General features: G+C 43.9%; 12 protein-coding genes. 6 read left to right on the forward strand and 6 right to left on the reverse strand.

What is annotated here, in order from left to right:
- Positions 1-7 precede the first annotated feature (7 nt).
- A complete protein-coding gene (locus HYU97_04670; GenBank protein MBI2336036.1) occupies positions 8-1,627 on the reverse strand; it encodes a thrombospondin type 3 repeat-containing protein in 1,620 nt (539 codons plus the stop codon).
- 36 nt (positions 1,628-1,663) lie between these two features.
- A complete protein-coding gene (locus HYU97_04675) occupies positions 1,664-2,536 on the reverse strand; it encodes a thrombospondin type 3 repeat-containing protein (GenBank protein MBI2336037.1) in 873 nt (290 codons plus the stop codon).
- Between the two features lie 956 nt (positions 2,537-3,492).
- Here HYU97_04675 and HYU97_04680 point away from each other — a divergent pair.
- Complete coding sequence (locus HYU97_04680) at positions 3,493-4,812, forward strand: ATP-binding protein (protein MBI2336038.1); 1,320 nt, start codon at positions 3,493-3,495, stop codon at positions 4,810-4,812.
- A gap of 155 nt (positions 4,813-4,967) precedes the next feature.
- On the opposite strand, the gene HYU97_04685 is transcribed toward HYU97_04680, so the two are convergent.
- Entirely contained in the window at positions 4,968-6,185 is a 1,218-nt protein-coding gene (locus HYU97_04685) for a hypothetical protein (GenBank protein ID MBI2336039.1), read from the reverse strand.
- A 252-nt stretch (positions 6,186-6,437) separates the two neighbouring features.
- Here HYU97_04685 and HYU97_04690 point away from each other — a divergent pair, with 252 nt between their 5' ends.
- Together HYU97_04690 and HYU97_04695 are read left to right on the forward strand one after the other, a co-directional pair.
- Complete coding sequence (locus tag HYU97_04690) at positions 6,438-6,683, forward strand: type II toxin-antitoxin system Phd/YefM family antitoxin (GenBank protein ID MBI2336040.1); 246 nt, start codon at positions 6,438-6,440, stop codon at positions 6,681-6,683.
- A gap of 3 nt (positions 6,684-6,686) precedes the next feature.
- On the forward strand, positions 6,687-7,067 hold the full coding sequence (locus HYU97_04695; protein MBI2336041.1) for a PIN domain-containing protein: 381 nt from the start codon (positions 6,687-6,689) through the stop codon (positions 7,065-7,067).
- 503 nt (positions 7,068-7,570) lie between these two features.
- Here the strand turns inward: HYU97_04695 and HYU97_04700 are convergent.
- Both HYU97_04700 and HYU97_04705 read right to left on the reverse strand, forming a co-directional pair.
- Positions 7,571-8,641, reverse strand: a complete 1,071-nt coding sequence (locus HYU97_04700; protein ID MBI2336042.1) for a hypothetical protein — start codon at positions 8,639-8,641, stop codon at positions 7,571-7,573.
- A gap of 165 nt (positions 8,642-8,806) precedes the next feature.
- Positions 8,807-11,236 (reverse strand): sodium-translocating pyrophosphatase, encoded by a 2,430-nt coding sequence (locus HYU97_04705; GenBank protein ID MBI2336043.1) that lies wholly within the window; start codon positions 11,234-11,236, stop codon positions 8,807-8,809.
- 573 nt (positions 11,237-11,809) lie between these two features.
- Between HYU97_04705 and HYU97_04710 the strand changes: the two genes are divergently transcribed.
- From HYU97_04710 to HYU97_04720, 3 genes are all read left to right on the forward strand, one after another.
- The gene (locus tag HYU97_04710) at positions 11,810-13,408 is read left to right on the forward strand and encodes an alanine:cation symporter family protein (GenBank protein ID MBI2336044.1); all 1,599 of its coding nucleotides are present in this window, start codon (positions 11,810-11,812) and stop codon (positions 13,406-13,408) included.
- Between the two features lie 309 nt (positions 13,409-13,717).
- Entirely contained in the window at positions 13,718-15,151 is a 1,434-nt protein-coding gene (locus tag HYU97_04715) for an ammonium transporter (protein ID MBI2336045.1), read from the forward strand.
- Positions 15,152-15,168: 17 nt separating this feature from the next.
- Entirely contained in the window at positions 15,169-15,507 is a 339-nt protein-coding gene (locus tag HYU97_04720; protein MBI2336046.1) for a P-II family nitrogen regulator, read from the forward strand.
- On the opposite strand, the gene HYU97_04725 is transcribed toward HYU97_04720, so the two are convergent.
- Positions 15,504-15,932 (reverse strand): hypothetical protein, encoded by a 429-nt coding sequence (locus HYU97_04725; GenBank protein MBI2336047.1) that lies wholly within the window; start codon positions 15,930-15,932, stop codon positions 15,504-15,506. The two genes, HYU97_04720 and HYU97_04725, sit on opposite strands and share 4 nt — an antisense overlap.
- Positions 15,933-16,316 lie beyond the last annotated feature (384 nt).

Consider the following 16,316-nt stretch of genomic DNA (forward strand, 5'->3'; position numbering starts at 1 on the left):
TCTAATTTCATAATCTTTTTCTTTGCCATCGAGCCAATAGCAACACGACCAAACCGCTTAGCAAAAATTGGATGAATATGGGGCTGGAGGCTTGCGAGGTTAGGTTACAACCCTTGGAGCCAGTTTCTTGGGTTGTCGTTGGGTTGAAGTCCTTCTTTTCAGTATTGTTGATCGTGCCTGTGGGCGACGGCTTAGGTGCGGGTTGGGTACTGGCTGGAGGTTGAGTACTGGCTACAGGTTGAGGCGTTTCATCACAAACACTCGGATGATCGCTGTCTGAATCTTTTTGGTCTGGGTTGGCAACCATGGGGCAATTATCAAGGTCATTTTTGACACCATCACCATCGATGTCACTATCACAGGCATCGCCTTCAGCGTCGCCATCTAGATTTTTTTGATCGGTATTAGGAGTGATGAGGCAGTTGTCGGCACCATTGGGTACATCATCACTATCCATGTCACCATCGCAAGCATCTCCGCCATCATTCTGCCCATCGGTGTTTTTTTGGTCTGGGTTGGCAACCATGGGGCAATTGTCTTTTTCATCAAGAACTTTATCGTTGTCGTCATCGACGTCACAGATATCGCCATAAATATCATCGTCAGTATTTTTTTGATCAGGGTTGGCATCATTCGGGCAATTATCACCCGGTTCCAAAACACCGTCGCCATCTTTATCATATTGAATTTCATAAACTCCATTGCCAGTGCCGGCGTAGAGTTTATTGCCAAAAACAGCAAAGGACAAAACATTCTGGGCATTCGCCACCATCATTTTATCGAGACCAGCTTGTTTCCATTGGCTACCATCAAAACTAAAAACGCCTTGCCCATCGGTTCCAGCATAAAGAGTTTTGTTAAATACAATGAAGGCATTGATTTTTTTATTGATCAGGGCTTGCTCGGCAAGAGTCCATTGGTCATTCACCCCCCTGTAATGGAAAACTCTACCATTTTCAGTGCCAGCACGGAGTAAGTTAATAAAAAAGGTTAAAGCCGAGACTTTCAGGTCTGAAAGCCCATTAGATTTTGCAACCCAGCCTTTATTGATATCAAATAAAAACACCCCCTCGTTGGTTGCAATATAAAATTTGGTGCTCGAAGCAGCCATCGCTCGAACACTTTTGTCGTTAAGACCTTTATTAAAAGCTTCCATCTGATTCTTATCGGCATTTAATTTAAACACTCCATCTAGGGGGGTACTGGCAAAGAGCGTGTCTTTATTTTCAAAGGGATAAATGACCAGATGGTCGACTGTTTTGGTGGAATCTAAACCAGGGATAGGATTAGACCATGTGCCTTCTTTAATGGAATAAGATTTTACCCCACCATCAAAGATGCCGGCATAAAGCATTGCGTCAAGGACCATAAGACTTTGTATATTTTTGCTAGCAAGTAGGTCTGGTTTTAAAGGGGTCCAATTATTACCATCATATTTGTATACACCGTCTTCTTTGGTGCCCGCATAGAGGGGGGTCAAAGCACGGTAGTCGGTTAAAGCTTGAACCGTTTTTCCTTCAAGCCCCGTAAGGCCCCAATGGTTAATTTCAGCTTGAGTGGAATGTGGCAAAAAAAATTGAAAAAAGATAACGATGGCTAAAGACAATAAATTAATTTTTCGAAACATACCCCTCACCCCCTAATTAAATAACTAATTAAATAACTAGTTCTTTTTTATTCTCTGTGGGCGTAGCCTTAGGGCTAAACCCATAAAAAAGAATAGAGTGAAAAACCAAATAAACCCCACAGATGATTGAGCTGAGGCGTTTAAACTACATCCACTACCCCCGCCCGTAGGTGGAGTGGTGGCTTTGACTATTGTAAAATCAGGGTCACAAACATTGCCAATCCCATCGGCATCATCGTCTTTTTGATCGACGTTAGCAGCTTTAGGGCAATTGTCGCTTGCATCGACCACACCATCACCATCGGTGTCAGCTGCGGGTGGCGAAGGAGGGGTAGAAGCAGGTGGCAGTTCAGGTTCAGTTGATGGAGGTGGTGAAGGTGGCGTAGCATCTCCTGGACTTGTTTGAAAATGAATCTCATACACCTGATTCTCAATGAGTGCATAGAGACTTGATCTATCGGCACTCAATTTCGTGGCAGGTTTGGATAGAGGCTTAAAAGATTCCCACTTACTTTTGTTGAGACTATAGATATTTTTATCAGGTGTAGCGGCGAGTAACGTGTCATTGTATTCTATCAGATCGGTTATGGATAGAGAGCCCAAACCGTCGGAAGCACTCTTAAAAAGGGCATCGGCATCCTTTTTGTAAAAAATACCCTTACTTCGATAACTGACAAAAAGATGACCGTCGAATGCAAGCAGGTCTGTTACCCAATCCTCGGGGAGTCCTACATTGAGTGCTTTTTCAAAACTATTGTTGGAGATGAAAAACAAACCTTCATTGGTTCCTACGTATGAGCTGCTACCAAAGCGGTAAAATGCAGTGACTCGGGTTTGTTCCGCACTGCTGAGGATGCCCCAAGCTATACCCGCGCGGGAAATAACACGACCTTCACTTGTTCCAAACATCAGGGTGTCACCTATACTGGTGAGCATGGTTATGGACTCAGCTGGAACGACACGAGGGGGTAATTCGACAGGTTTCCAATTTTTGTTCGTAAAGGAATAAAACCAAAGTTGGTAACCTCCGGCAGCAAAAAGTCCTTTATCGCTTGCGGCCAGATATTTAATGGGAGAACCTTCCGGGCCAAATTTTTCCCATCCACTACCATTATGATAAAAAACCCCTTCCTTAGTCCCTACGTAAAGGCCAGCTCTTGTGGTTGGATCGCCAATAAGATCATATAGTTGCAAACCATCTGGAAGGCCTTTAAGCTCGGTCCATTCGTTAACCCCTCCTTTGCTTGGAGTAGAAAATAACAAGATTAATACGACTACACAAAATAGATTGGATAATTTGGACACCTTCATCCCATGCCTCCTAAGAAATTAAAGATTCCCAGTTCAATTAAGATTGTACGGGAAAGGGTAGGGCTTTGTAAAATGTTTTTTTGTAAGTCAGGTTCCATTTATGAAAAATATTATGAAAAATATGATATGAAAAATATGACGAAGGAACAATAAATTAAATAATTACGACATGTTAAGCTTACTTATTTCGAAAGGAATTCTAAAATTCTTGAAGCAAAGGGTGTAGGTACAATAAGGAGGGGAATTTTTTTCTCTCCTGGATAATGAGGGAGTTTTGCCACGTATTCAGTCTGATAAGAAGGTTCAAAATTGCCGATCTTCACCAGACAAGAGCTTTGTGGTTCCAACAATGCAAAACAAAAGCATGAAACAAAAGCATGACGAAGGAATAGTAAATATAAGAATTACAAGGAGTTAAGCTTCCTCCGTCATACGATTCCTATATTTACATCACCTGCCAAGAATTGATTTTAATTCGCTCTAATTTCTTTAAATTGCGTAAAATTAAGAAAAAATTATCTTGAAATTACGTAAAATCAAGATATGCTAGGGGAATGGAATATTATAAAAGACAGCTAGAAGATGCGTTGCTGGGTTATCTAAACGATCGGCAACTCCATAAAAATGTGCTTATCTTGGCGGGTGCTAGGCAAGTGGGGAAAACAACCCTCATTGAGCAAATCACTCAAAAAAAGCCTGTTCTTTTACTCCATCTTGAAAAAGAACCCTCCATTGCAGAACACATCGATCGTTGCGAAAACTTTCAAGCCTTTGAGGATTACCTAAAAGAAGTTCATCGTTACCATCCCGAGAAACAAATTCTGGTCATTGATGAAGCACAAACCTCTCGCAAGCTAGGCAGTTTTGTGCGTTTTATGAAAGAGGATTGGGAATACGCCAATGTGATTATCACAGGCTCACTGGTTAGTGAAATTTACCAAGAAACCTCACGGACACCCGTAGGGCGAGAAACTCATTTAGAACTTTGGCCCATGAGTTTCAAAGAATATTTGTTTGCCCTTGAACAAAACTCCCTGGTTAAGGCCTTGGAAGAATATCATCCCCTCCAGAGTTTTTCAGCGGAGAAACATGAACGATTATTAGAACATTTTAATCGTTATCTCGTGGTGGGGGGGCTGCCTGAGGTTGTGCGGTATGCGCTCCATGGTAAAGATTTTCAAAAAATAAGAGCCGATATTTATAAAAGTTATGAAGATGATTTTATTCGTTATTATTCGATTGAAGAAGTTAATTTATTTAAACGCTCCATGGAAGCCGTGGCGAGCAATGTCGGATCCCCTAGCAAAGATAGTCAAGTCATACGATTGGATGCCCCCGGGTATAAAAAAGTTGCAAGTATCTTCGCTCGACTGGAAAAATGGAAACTCATCATCAAGTGTGAACAATTGGGCATTGAACCAGAAAAAAATAAATTTCATCCTAAACGTTATTTATATGATGTTGGTATATTGGGAGATCTGCGACTAAAAGGGTTACCCTTCATCGGTCTAGATGAATTACATTCGCCCATGCTTCGCACTCCACTGGGTGGTTTAATAGAAAATCACGTGGCACTTTCACTTAAAATCCAATTTAATGATAATTTGTTTGGGCTAAGACTATCTTCTCGAGCTGAGATTGACTTTGCAGTAAAATTTAATCATCAAGTTTACCCCGTTGAATGTAAACTCAGCCCAAAATTAAAAAATAATTTTTTAATTGGCCTGAAAACTTTTGAAAGTAAAATGGGTCTAAAGGGATTTCGTGGTTTCTTACTGTTTGGTGGTATGCCAAAGAAAATTGATGATCCAAAAGTGTTGGTACTTCCTTATTACTTTGCCGATGAAATAAAAAGATTGCTAGAAAGATTTTAGTGTTAGTGGATGGCTTTTCTAAAATGCAATTTTGGTGCAACAAATTACTATGAAGCAGAATTTTTCCCCATGTTGATTTGGGGTCAGACCATTAAATAAAAAATAAGCCGGAGCTTAAGTTGGCTCCGGCTTATTTTGCTAAATTTGAGGCAGTCTTATTTTTTTCGGAAATAAAGTAGCCTGCCTAGTCCTAGCAACATGAGTGGCATAAATGTGAGCCACGAAAGTAGCGAGGTGCCAGGTGTGGAGAGGATGCTTAGACTACACCCACTGCTTTTACCTTCGCTAGGGGGTGGTTCGTTTTGACCAAAGTCAGGACCATCCGTGTCTAGGGGAGGTGTTGGGACGGGTGGGGTGGGGGATGGGGTTGGAGGCTGTTCGGGTTGTGCGGCGAAATGGATTTCGTAGATTCGAGAAGTATTGCCGATGTAAAGACTACCATTTTTTGTAGGAGCTAGATGGATCACATTTATATTACCAAATGCCGAAGCTAGTGAGGGAGCAAAGGCTTGCCACGTTGAACCGTCTAAATAATGAAGACGACCGGGCTGTTGGCCAAATGCGATACGCACAAGTAAATAAAGGCGATCGCCATAACTTTCGAGTCCCATGATCGAAGCATTTGGTTCAAAAGTAAGGCCATCGGATATCTTTACAAAATTAGGTTTGTCAAAATCTTTGGCGTAGACTTCGGTATTATAAGCAACAAAAAGGGTATTATTAAAGGTCGTGATAGCCTTGACATTCGCTGCTGGTAAAATGTCGTGGTTGGGCCTTATTGGGTTACCGTAGACGTAAAGCCCTTTACTGGTCCCTATTAAAATCATTTCATTAGGTTCATGTTGGTAGATGGCATTGATAAGCACAGTCATCTGCTGATTTGCAAGGTCGGGATACTGGGTGCGAAGATCAAGTGTTTGCCACGCACGCAGGTCGGCTCTCGTCGGAGCCAAGACTTTACCCCGGTTGGTTCCTAAGATGACATTGCCGTTACCCACGCTGATTGTGACAATTAATTCGTCGCCAGGAGGGGCTGGGATGGCAATTTCGTCCCAAATTCGTTTGCCGGAATTATAACGCCATAATTGTTTACCATCGGTAGTATAGAGAACATGGTTGATGATACCTATTTCTAAGATGATTTTATTTTGCAGGCCAAAGGGCTCCCAGCGATTTTCGGCATAAATATATTTATACACACCCGTATTGGTACCTGCATAAAGAGAACTTCCGCTACCACCTACGATACTGTTGATATTACGTACATTTCCGGGTGATAGTTCAGTCCACGCATTCAATTCTGCGTGGCTGGTGCTGGTGATAGAAAATAAAAAGACAATGGCTAAGAAAGCCTTGAGTGTGTTCCCCTTCATAACCCTATACCTCCTAAATTAAAATTCACCCCCGCTTCTTTTATTGTAAAGAGCTTATCTGATGAGGGCAAGCCAAGAGTTGTTGAGCTAAGGGGATTTTTGTTAGAAAGGCAAACCTCTCAAGAAAATTGTGTATAAAGCGTTTTTCATTAGTGCAAAATAGACTTTATATGTTTTTTATTCATGAACTTGCTTGTCATCTTTTGGAAGGCTCTTGACAGCGGTTTTAAATTATGTACACTGTACATTGTTATGAAACAGTTTTCTGCCACTGAGGCTCGAAAGAATTTTTTTAAACTTCTTGATTCTGCTGTAGAAGGCGAAACAGTGACGATTAAAAGAAAAGGGATTGTATTAAAATTAGTTCCCAGCCGCCCCCAAAAAACTAAGAAGGTTTCGGGTTATTCTCCTTATATTCATAGCGATGTGAGCAAGGCCGATCAATGGGTTTGGCATTGGGACCCAAACAAGGGGCTCATTTCTAAGAAAAACAGGTAGCTCATGTCTTCAAAAGAAGTGCTTCTCGACACGCATGTCTTTTTATGGCTTCTCTCACAGTCAAAACGGCTAAAGTCTTTAATCTGGTTAAAGGACTTTTCTATTTATTGTATTTCACCAATTAGCATTTTAGAAATAAGATTTCTTGAAGAATGTGGTCGATTGAAGATCGATTTGGAAAAAATCATCGAGGGGATTCGGTTTGATGGTCGATTTAAAATCGATGATGTCTCGCTCGAAAGATTGTGCTTTCAGGCATTAGAAATTTCATGGACTCGTGATCCCTTTGACCGTTTTTTGGTAGCCCATAGTTCGCTTCGGCGAATCCCTTTAGGAACCTGTGATCATACGATCCAAAAGAACTACCCCAGGGTCGTTTTTTAGCTATTTCATCCTAAGCCAATGCCCAATTTTCATACTAACCTAAAGCGCCAGCTCCGCCAACCATGGAGCAGCTTTACAAATTTGGATTTTGTCGATCGTTCGTGGGGATAAATTTTTATCGTGAAAAATATTGAAAAATATGACGAAGGAACAATAAATTAAATAATTATAATACGTTAGGCTTCCTTCGTCATATTTTTCCTTTTGGATTACCGAGTTTGCAAAGACTTTAGAAATGCCAGAAATTTGGGATGATGTGAAACATATCATCCAGCAGACGATTAAATAAAAAATAAGCCGGAGTGTAGTTTCGCTCCGGCTTATTTTCCCTAAATTTAAAAAGGTCTTACTTTTTTCGGAAGTAAAATAGCCTGCCTAGTCCTAGCAACATGAGTGGCATAAATGTGAGCCACGAAAGTAGCGAGGTGCCAGGTGTGGAGAGGATGCTTAGACTACACCCACTGCTTTTACCTTCGCTAGGGGGTGGTTCGTTTTGACCAAAGTCAGGTGGTATCGATGACACCATCACCATCTGTGTCTAGGGGAGGCGTTGGGACGGGTGGAGTGGGTGGTGGCGGTGGCGGTTCGGGTTGCGCGGGGAAGTGGATTTCGTAGATTCGAGAAGTATTGCCGATGTAAAGGCTGTCCTTGGTAGAAGTTAGGTAAAGCATGATTGTATTATTAAGGGTTGAAGCAATGGTAGGTGAGAATTCTTTCCAGCTTGAACCTTCGAGATAGAAAAGACGACTTGGATAATCATTTCCACCACGTACCAATAGATAGAGACTCTCACCTTGTTTGGTAAAGCCCCTTACCACTGGCGCAGCCCGGTCAAACTCGAGACCATCGGATAATTTCACAAAGTTAGATTGGTCAGAGGTTTTGGCATAAACTCCCGTTTTGTAGGCAACAAAAAGAGTGTTATTAAAGACAATAAGATCTTCTACACCATCTCGTGGTAGGACACCTCCGCCGATAGCCATCGGGGGATGAGATTGACCCACAATTGCTGCATAAAGCCCCCTGCTGGTTCCAATCACAATGATTTTGGAATCATATTGGTGAATGGCACTGACTACAATAGTTTCATCCTCGAAATCGTAACTGTTCCAAACGGCTTGGTTAGGGCCAAACTCTCTGAACACAAAGACCTTGCCTTTGTTGGTTCCTAGTATAAGGGTATCGTCACTCTTACTGAGAGAACGAATAACTTCTTCCCGTTCAAAAGAAGCAGGCAATGTAAGCTCATTCCATTTTTTGCCTGCGGCGTCGTAATGCCACAATTTCTTGCCATTAGCAGCATAGAGAACATGGTTGATGATACCTACTTCTAAGATGGTTTGGTCTTGCAGGCCAAGGGGCTCCCAACGATTTTCGGCGTAAATATATTTATGCACACCCTTATTGGTACCTGCATAGACATTAAGAGACATTTTGCCACCTACGATGCTGTGAATGACGCCAACATCTCCGGGTGATAGTTCAGTCCACGCATTCAACTCTGCATGGCTGGTGCTGGTGATTGAAAATAAAAAGACAATGGCTAAGAAAGCCTTAAGTGTGTTCCCCTTCATAACCCTATACCTCCTAAATTAAAATTTACCCCCGCTTTTATTATAGGAAGCTTATCTGATGTGGGCAAGCTAGGAGTTGTTGAGCTAAGGGGATTTTTGTTAAAAAAACAAACCTCAATGCGAAGCGATGTAGAAACCGTTTTTTGTTAGTACAAGCGATGCACTTTACTTTGCATCAACGGGGATGCGCATGCCGTAGAACGAGCGATACACAAAGAATAAGGCGATCACAAAAAGGCCCAAGCCAATGCCTAATTTCCATTGGGGGTTGGTGACTTGAACGGCAATTTCTACAGCGAGCAAACCAAACAACGTGGTGAATTTAATCACGGGATTTAAGGCAACCGAAGAAGTGTCTTTGAAGGGGTCGCCCACGGTGTCGCCCACAATCGAGGCTTCGTGCAGCGGAGTGTTTTTTTGTTTAAGTTCTACTTCAACAACTTTCTTGGCGTTGTCCCAGGCGCCTCCGCCGTTGGCCATGAAAATGGCTTGGAATAAACCAAAGAAGGCCATGGCGATGAGATAACCAATAAAGGCATAAGGGTTCAAGAAAGGCACGGCCAAGGCAAAACAGAAAATGACGATGAAGATATTGGTCATGCCTTTTTGGGCGTAGACCGTGCAAATTTCTACCACCTTTTTGCTATCTTGAATGGAGGCCTTTTCGATGCCTTCAAGTTTGATATTATTTTTAATGTAAACCACCGCGCGATAAGCCCCGGTGACCACGGCTTGGATAGATGCGCCGGTGAACCAATAAATCACCGCCCCGCCCAGCAAAAACCCGAAAATCACTTCGGCTTGAACGAGGCTTAGTTTTTCAACCACTCCACCAAAGAGTCGTTCGAGTAATAAGATGATACCAAACACCATAGTGGTAGCACCCACGACGGCTGTACCAATCAGCACAGGTTTGGCCGTGGCCTTAAAGGTATTGCCAGCGCCATCCGCAGACTCTAAACAGTGTTTGGCGGCTTCAAAGTTGGGGTCAAAACCGAATTCTTTTTTAATTCGATCTTTAATATTGGGGAGTTTTTCTACCAGTGACAACTCATAAACTGATTGTGCGTTGTCGGTAACCGGGCCAAAGCTATCCACGGCAATAGTCACCGGGCCCATGCCTAAAAACCCAAAGGCCACCAAACCAAAAGCGAAGATGGGGGCAGCAAAGGGGTATTCGATGGGCATGATGGAAAGGAGTGCAGGGTGTTGTGACATAAAATAAGCGACCAACATGAGCACTAAAATCACGAGGCCTTGCCAGAAGGCTGAAAAATTACCGGCGACCAAACCTGAAAGGATGTTAAGTGAGGCCCCGCCTTGGCGGGCGCTGTTGACTACCTCTTTAACGTGGCGAGAGTTGGTGCTGGTGAACACTTTGGTAAATTCTGGAATAAGGGCCCCAGCGATTGTGCCACAACTAATGATGACTGATAAAATCCACCACAGTGAACCATAAGTAGAGGCCAGTAATAAGTGGCTGGCCCAGAAGGTAACCCCAATCGATACCAGCGAGGTGATCCAAACTAAGTTGGTGAGTGGGTGCTCTAGGTTAAAATCTTTTTTGTTGCCAAACAAGCCTTGGCTTAATTTAGCATTAAAGAAATAAGAAACGAGTGAGGTGATGATCATTAAAATTCTCATCACGAAAATCCAAATGATCAATTGCGCGCAGGTGCCAGGTTGAGTTTCTAAGGCCAAGGCAAGGAAGGCAATTAAGGCAACCCCGGTGACACCATAGGTTTCAAAACCATCGGCGGTGGGGCCTACGGAATCGCCCGCGTTATCGCCCGTGCAGTCGGCAATGACGCCCGGGTTTTTGGGGTCATCTTCGGGGAGATGAAAAACGATTTTCATTAAATCCGAGCCAATGTCGGCGATCTTGGTGAAAATACCCCCACAAATACGCAACACCGTTGCCCCCAGCGACTCACCCACCGCAAAACCAATAAAACAGGCACCGGCAAGTTCTTGTGGAAGGAAAGCTAAAATCGAGATCATAAAAAATAATTCAACGCTTACCAATAGCAAGCCTACACTCATGCCCGATTGTAGCGGGATAGCCAATACGCCCATGGGGTTGCGATAGAGCGAGGCAAAAGAGGTGCGAGAGTTGGCGACGGTGTTAATACGAATCCCAAACCAGGCGACCCCATAAGAACCTGCAATTCCCAATAAAGAAGCGGCTAAAATAATAGAGACTTCAAAAACTGATTTGTGATTAAGCGCCGCGAAGTAATAAACAATGCAAGCCCCAATTAAGACCCACAGAATGGCCAAAAATTTGCCTTGTTGGGTGAGGTAAGTTTTGCAAGTTTCCCAGATGATTTGAGAGACATTTTTCATTTCACTTAAAACCGGCAGCGCCTTGGTTTGTTTGTATTGAATGATTCCAAAGATCATGCCAATGGCACAAACGGCCAAGCCCCAGTGCATGAGGCTTAAACCCAAGACGTCGTGCCCAAAGAGATTAAAAGTGACCGCCTTAAGATCGGGAAGATTGATGTCGGCTTCACCGGCGAGAGCTGTTTTGGTGAGAAGTAAAACAGTCATCAAAATAAAAGCGGGACTTAAAAACTTTTTTATTTTATTCATGAAATCTCCCAATTGGAATTTTACGGTGCGCCTCCAATATATGACTTTCCTACCAAGGTCAAGTGCAACGCTTCAGTGAAGTGTGGAAAAAGTGTTGTGTCATTCCCGCGAAAGCGGGAATCCAGTCTTCTTTCAAGTATTTCTGGATCCCCGCCTTCGCGGGGATGACAGCCAACCATCCCACTGAGGGGTTACGATTGACAATCATTCTTACTTGTGGTGATTTCCAAAACTTCAAGGCATTTTCTGTTTGGGTGAGTATCCATGAAATTTAAAATTCTGTTCTCTATTATTATATTGATCTGCCTTTGCATCAGCAGCTTCACTATCCATGCAGAAGAAATCACCTGTTATCCCCACCCCTATCAAGCGCCTATCCAAGAAAAAACGTTGAGTGAAAAAATAGATGCCTCTTTTGGGGGGATTGTTGAAAGAATGGTGGCGGTCCTATTTTGGAATCCTTTCGCCTTTTCCATTACCGACGAACAAGGCAAGCCCCTTTTAGAGCCCGTTAAGGCCAAAAACAAGCAGGGGCAGACTTTGGCCATCGTGAGCATCCCGATAGGGAAAAAAATGGGTGGGGAAACCATCGTTCATCACCTTGATGCCTGTCTCGATGCAAAAGGAAATTTTCAATTCAATCAATCGGGGTATCCCTGGCTCACCCATTGGAAATTGGAGCAAGGGAATTTTGTCCATGACAAACCCTATTTCCCCGCTGATTCATTTCCAGTTTATCTGGCAGACGAGCAGCGGTCTATTGATAGGGAACACCGCTATCTTGAAAGTTTAAAACCAAAAACCTCTGGAATCCCCCTGGTGGTTTTGCTGCTTTTGTTTGCAGGTATTTTCTACACCATCTGGTATAAATTTATCAACTTTCGTCTCTTTAAACACGCCATCGACTGCATTCGGGGCATTTATGACAATCCCAAAGATCCCGGCGAAATTTCGCATTTTCAAGCCCTAACGGCCGCCCTTTCTGCGACCGTAGGCTTAGGTAATATTGCCGGAGTTGCTGTAGCCATCGGCTTGGGAGGGCCGGGGGCTGTTTTTTGGATGATGTTATTGGGGTTTTTGGGCATGACCTCAAAATTTCATGAATGTACGTTGGGCCAGATGTATCGCTGGATCGACTCGCAAGGGCGGGTTCATGGTGGGCCCAAATATTATCTCGATCGTGGGCTAAACGAGTTAGGCTACAAATCTTTGGGCAAGATTCTAGCCGGGATATTTGCCATTTTTTGTGTGGGGGGTTCTTTGGGGGGCGGCAACATGTTTCAGGCCAATCAATCTTTCAAGGCGATCAGCGGAGAATTGACCAAGTTTAAGTGGTTTGCTGATTTTCAATATTTAGATTGGGCCATAGGCATTGTCTTGGCTATCTTGGTAGGGCTCGTGATCTTGGGCGGGATTCGCCGCATTGGTAATGTCACGGCTAAGCTCGTTCCCCTTATGGTTTTTATCTATGTGGGGGCCTGCCTTTACATCATTATGATGCATTTTACACAACTCCCTGCAGTTTTTAAACTCGTCTTTGCCGAGGCCTTCAATTTGCAAGCCGGGGTTGGGGGTTTTGTAGGGGTGATGGTGCAAGGTATCAAACGAGCGGTCTTTTCAAATGAGGCGGGTATTGGTTCAGCCGCTATTGCCCACGCAGCCGCTAAAACAGAAGAACCCATACGCGAAGGGATAGTAGCACTGTTAGAGCCCTTTATCGATACCGTGGTTATCTGCGCCATGAGTGCCTTTGTGCTTATTGTTACAGGTGCCTACGCTCATCCCGATGCAGGTCAAGGGGTTGAGATGATGCGTTTTGCTTTTCACTCAAAACTTGCTTGGTTTCCCACGATTCTCTCTCTGTCAGTTTTCTTTTTTGCGTATTCTACGATGATCAGCTGGTCTTATTATGGTGAGAAGGCCTGGACCTATCTCTTTGGCCACTCCTCAGGTTCGGTGAATACCTACAAAATCATCTTTTTGATTTGTATTGTATTGGGCACCGTTTCTAGTTTGGACAATGTGATTACTTTTTCCGATCTCATGATTTTAGCCATGGCTTTTCCTAATATTTTGGGCGGCATCTGGTTGGCCAAAAAAGTACGCCGCGCCCTTCAAGAGTATATGGCCAAACTTAAGGCGGGTAAGTTTCAACGTTATGGGAACCACTAAAGGGAATGTTGAAAAATGTCATTCCCGCGGAGGCGGGAATCCAGAACTGTTTAAAATCACTGGATCCCTGCCTTCGCAGGGATGACAGAAAGTGCATTTTTCAACGGTCCTCTAAAAAGGGCCCTTTGCTTGCTTAATTTTAGTGCAGGTGAGTAAGTTTTGAGCACCCCTTGACCTGTTGTAAAACAGGTTTTTCAATCGAAATCTTTATAAATCAGTGAGTTAGTAAGACCATATTGAGTGGCATAGAATTTGCTTGTGCGTAGTTGCGATTCATTTCAATTTTTAATTTAAGAAAGGGTTGTCTCTATGCCACGTAAACTCTTGCCACTCGTCAGCGTCTTTTATTTATTTTTGTTGGTTTCTCTATGCTCAGCACCCGCTTTCAGTGAACCTACCTTAGAACAACGCGTTGGAGATCTCGAAGCTTATATGAACAATGTCGATCGTACCGCCAAGGCAGCCGATGGTTCTTATATCGGAAAGCTTCCCGGGGCTGGCCCTGGCCATAATGCATGGCTATTGATTTCTACGGCGTTGGTTTTATTTATGACCTTGCCGGGATTGGCCTTATTTTATGGTGGTTTAGTGCGGGCCAAAAACGTGTTGTCGGTTATGGCACAATGTTTGGGGATCGCTGGGCTGGTTACTATATTATGGTGGGCAGTCGGTTACAGTTTGGTTTTTGCAAAAGGCGGGCCCTTTTTTGGTAGTTTAGATTTTGCTTTTTTCACGGGGGTAGATGGCAACCCTAATACGGATTATGCCTACTGGACTTCACACAATGTCTTTTCGATGTTTCAACTCATGTTTGCCATCATCACACCGGCCTTGATCATTGGTGCCATTGCCGAGCGTATGAAATATTCTGCGATACTTTTATTTGTAGCGTTGTGGATGTTTGCGGTTTATTTCCCGCTGGCTCATATGGTGTGGGGCATTAATGGCTACATGAACGGAGTGTGGAATGCCTCAGCGACCATCAAGGCGATTGATTTTGCAGGTGGGACCGTTGTGCACATGTCATCGGGTTGGTCGGCTTTGGTTTTGTGTTTGATTTTAGGCAAACGCCTTGGCTTTGGCCGCGATGCCATGCCACCGCATAGCATGGTGCTTTGTATGGTGGGCACGGGCATGCTGTGGGTGGGTTGGTATGGGTTTAATGCCGGCAGCGCCTTGGCGGCCGATGGTTTGGCGGCGGTGGCTTTTACGAATACAACTTTGGCAGCAGCGGTGGCTAGCTTTGTGTGGGCCATGGCCGAGTATCTTTTGAAAAAGAAACCCAGTATTTTAGGGTTTTGTTCGGGTGCGGTGGCAGGCTTGGTGGTTATTACGCCTGCTTGCGGATTTGTGAGCACGAATGCCGCTATCATCATTGGTATTTTAGCAGGGCTCGTTCCCTTTTTGGCTTGCTATAAGCTAAAAAGTTGGTTGGGTTATGACGACGCCCTCGATACCTTTGGGGTGCACGCCGTAGGTGGAACGCTAGGTGCCTTTGTTACCGGTGTCTTTGCTAATGGCAACGTTAACGCGAACCTGCTTACAAATTTAGGGGATATTGTGGGTAAAACCCTATGGATCGAACAATTAAAAGCCATGGCTATAACGGTTGTTTTGTCGGTGGTGGCGACAGCGGTTATTGCCTACATTGTGCGGGCTCTGATTGGCTTAAGGCCTGCCGACGAAGTGGAACGCCAAGGTTTGGATTTGTCTGAACATGGTGAAGAAGGCTACGTATTTTAAATTAGGAGGAATATTCAATGAAAAAAATCGAAGCAATTATCAAACCATTCAAATTAGATGAAGTCAAAGAGGCCCTAACCCAATTGGGGATCAAAGGCATGACTGTCACTGAAGTGAAAGGTTTTGGCCGACAAAAGGGCCACAAAGAAATGTACCGCGGGGCGGAATATGTGATCGATTTTATTCCAAAGATTAAAATCGACCTCGTGGTCACCGATGGCGAAGTGCCTAAAGTGATGGAAGCGATTCAAGCCAGTGCCAAGACGGGTACCATTGGTGATGGAAAAATATTTGTCACCAACGTCGAGGCGAGCCTGCGTATTCGCACCGGAGAAACGGGCGAAGATTCGCTTTAGTTAACTCTTTTAATTTTGAACGAGCCAAAGGCTATGCCTAAATCAAAGCCCTGGCCGGTGCCTGACAGGCTAAGTGACACTCGGCCCTTGGTAAGGCCTTCGACTTTGCCCGATTTGACAATGCCACCATGAGCTTCGGCTGTGGCATAGCTGCCAAAGAGTTCGGTTGTTTTTTCAACACCGGTAAAGTTGCCATGGCCTTTGATTTTGCTTTTTCCAAAAGTAATGCCGCCCCCATGGGCGCGAATAATCACAGGGAAGTTTTCACCATTATCGCAGCTAATATTGCCCGTTCCTTTGCCCGACTTATAGATGGCTGACCATGAATTAATGTTAAATGCCAATTTACATTGAATTTCAGCTTTTACCTGAATGCTAACGGTGAATGTCCCAACAAAAAACAGAATCAGTGATAATTTTTTCATAAAAGTTCCTCCAGTAAGTTTAAAGAAACACCCTAATCCAAAAAATTCAACCCTAAAAATAATTTTCTAAAATATTCAGAACCACGTCTTTTTAAAAAGTAGGTAGGGCCTATCCTTGTTTGCAAACGCGCACCGTTCGCCCTACCGTCCGCCATCTGTCATTGCGAGCCCAGCAGGGTCCTTCGGCAAGCCTCAGGATAAACTCAGCAATCTCTTCTGTTTAAGCGATGGGATTGCCACGCTCGCCAACGTGGCTCGCTCGCAATGACAACATTTGTATTGCCTTCGTGCGGGCTCTCTCCTGGTGCCCTTAAACAAACTTAGGACGTGCGGTCAAAAAAGAAACCTCTTTTTGATCAAGGGGGATTTTTTTTCTTGACCGGC

The organism is Deltaproteobacteria bacterium, assembly GCA_016183235.1.
In the GTDB taxonomy this organism is placed as follows: domain Bacteria; phylum UBA10199; class UBA10199; order DSSB01; family JACPFA01; genus JACPFA01.

Excerpts from the sequence above, each read along its gene's own strand:
- HYU97_04670 (MBI2336036.1), bottom strand. The coding sequence starts at position 1,627 with ATGTTTCGAAAAATTAATTTATTGTCTTTAGCCATCGTTATCTTTTTT.
- HYU97_04675 (MBI2336037.1), bottom strand. The coding sequence starts at position 2,536 with ATGTTTGGAACAAGTGAAGGTCGTGTTATTTCCCGCGCGGGTATAGCT.
- HYU97_04680 (MBI2336038.1), top strand. The coding sequence starts at position 3,493 with ATGGAATATTATAAAAGACAGCTAGAAGATGCGTTGCTGGGTTATCTA.
- HYU97_04685 (MBI2336039.1), bottom strand. The coding sequence starts at position 6,185 with ATGAAGGGGAACACACTCAAGGCTTTCTTAGCCATTGTCTTTTTATTT.
- HYU97_04690 (MBI2336040.1), top strand. The coding sequence starts at position 6,438 with ATGAAACAGTTTTCTGCCACTGAGGCTCGAAAGAATTTTTTTAAACTT.
- HYU97_04695 (MBI2336041.1), top strand. The coding sequence starts at position 6,687 with ATGTCTTCAAAAGAAGTGCTTCTCGACACGCATGTCTTTTTATGGCTT.
- HYU97_04700 (MBI2336042.1), bottom strand. The coding sequence starts at position 8,641 with ATGAAGGGGAACACACTTAAGGCTTTCTTAGCCATTGTCTTTTTATTT.
- HYU97_04705 (MBI2336043.1), bottom strand. The coding sequence starts at position 11,236 with ATGAATAAAATAAAAAAGTTTTTAAGTCCCGCTTTTATTTTGATGACT.
- HYU97_04710 (MBI2336044.1), top strand. The coding sequence starts at position 11,810 with ATGGGTGGGGAAACCATCGTTCATCACCTTGATGCCTGTCTCGATGCA.
- HYU97_04715 (MBI2336045.1), top strand. The coding sequence starts at position 13,718 with ATGCCACGTAAACTCTTGCCACTCGTCAGCGTCTTTTATTTATTTTTG.
- HYU97_04720 (MBI2336046.1), top strand. The coding sequence starts at position 15,169 with ATGAAAAAAATCGAAGCAATTATCAAACCATTCAAATTAGATGAAGTC.
- HYU97_04725 (MBI2336047.1), bottom strand. The coding sequence starts at position 15,932 with ATGAAAAAATTATCACTGATTCTGTTTTTTGTTGGGACATTCACCGTT.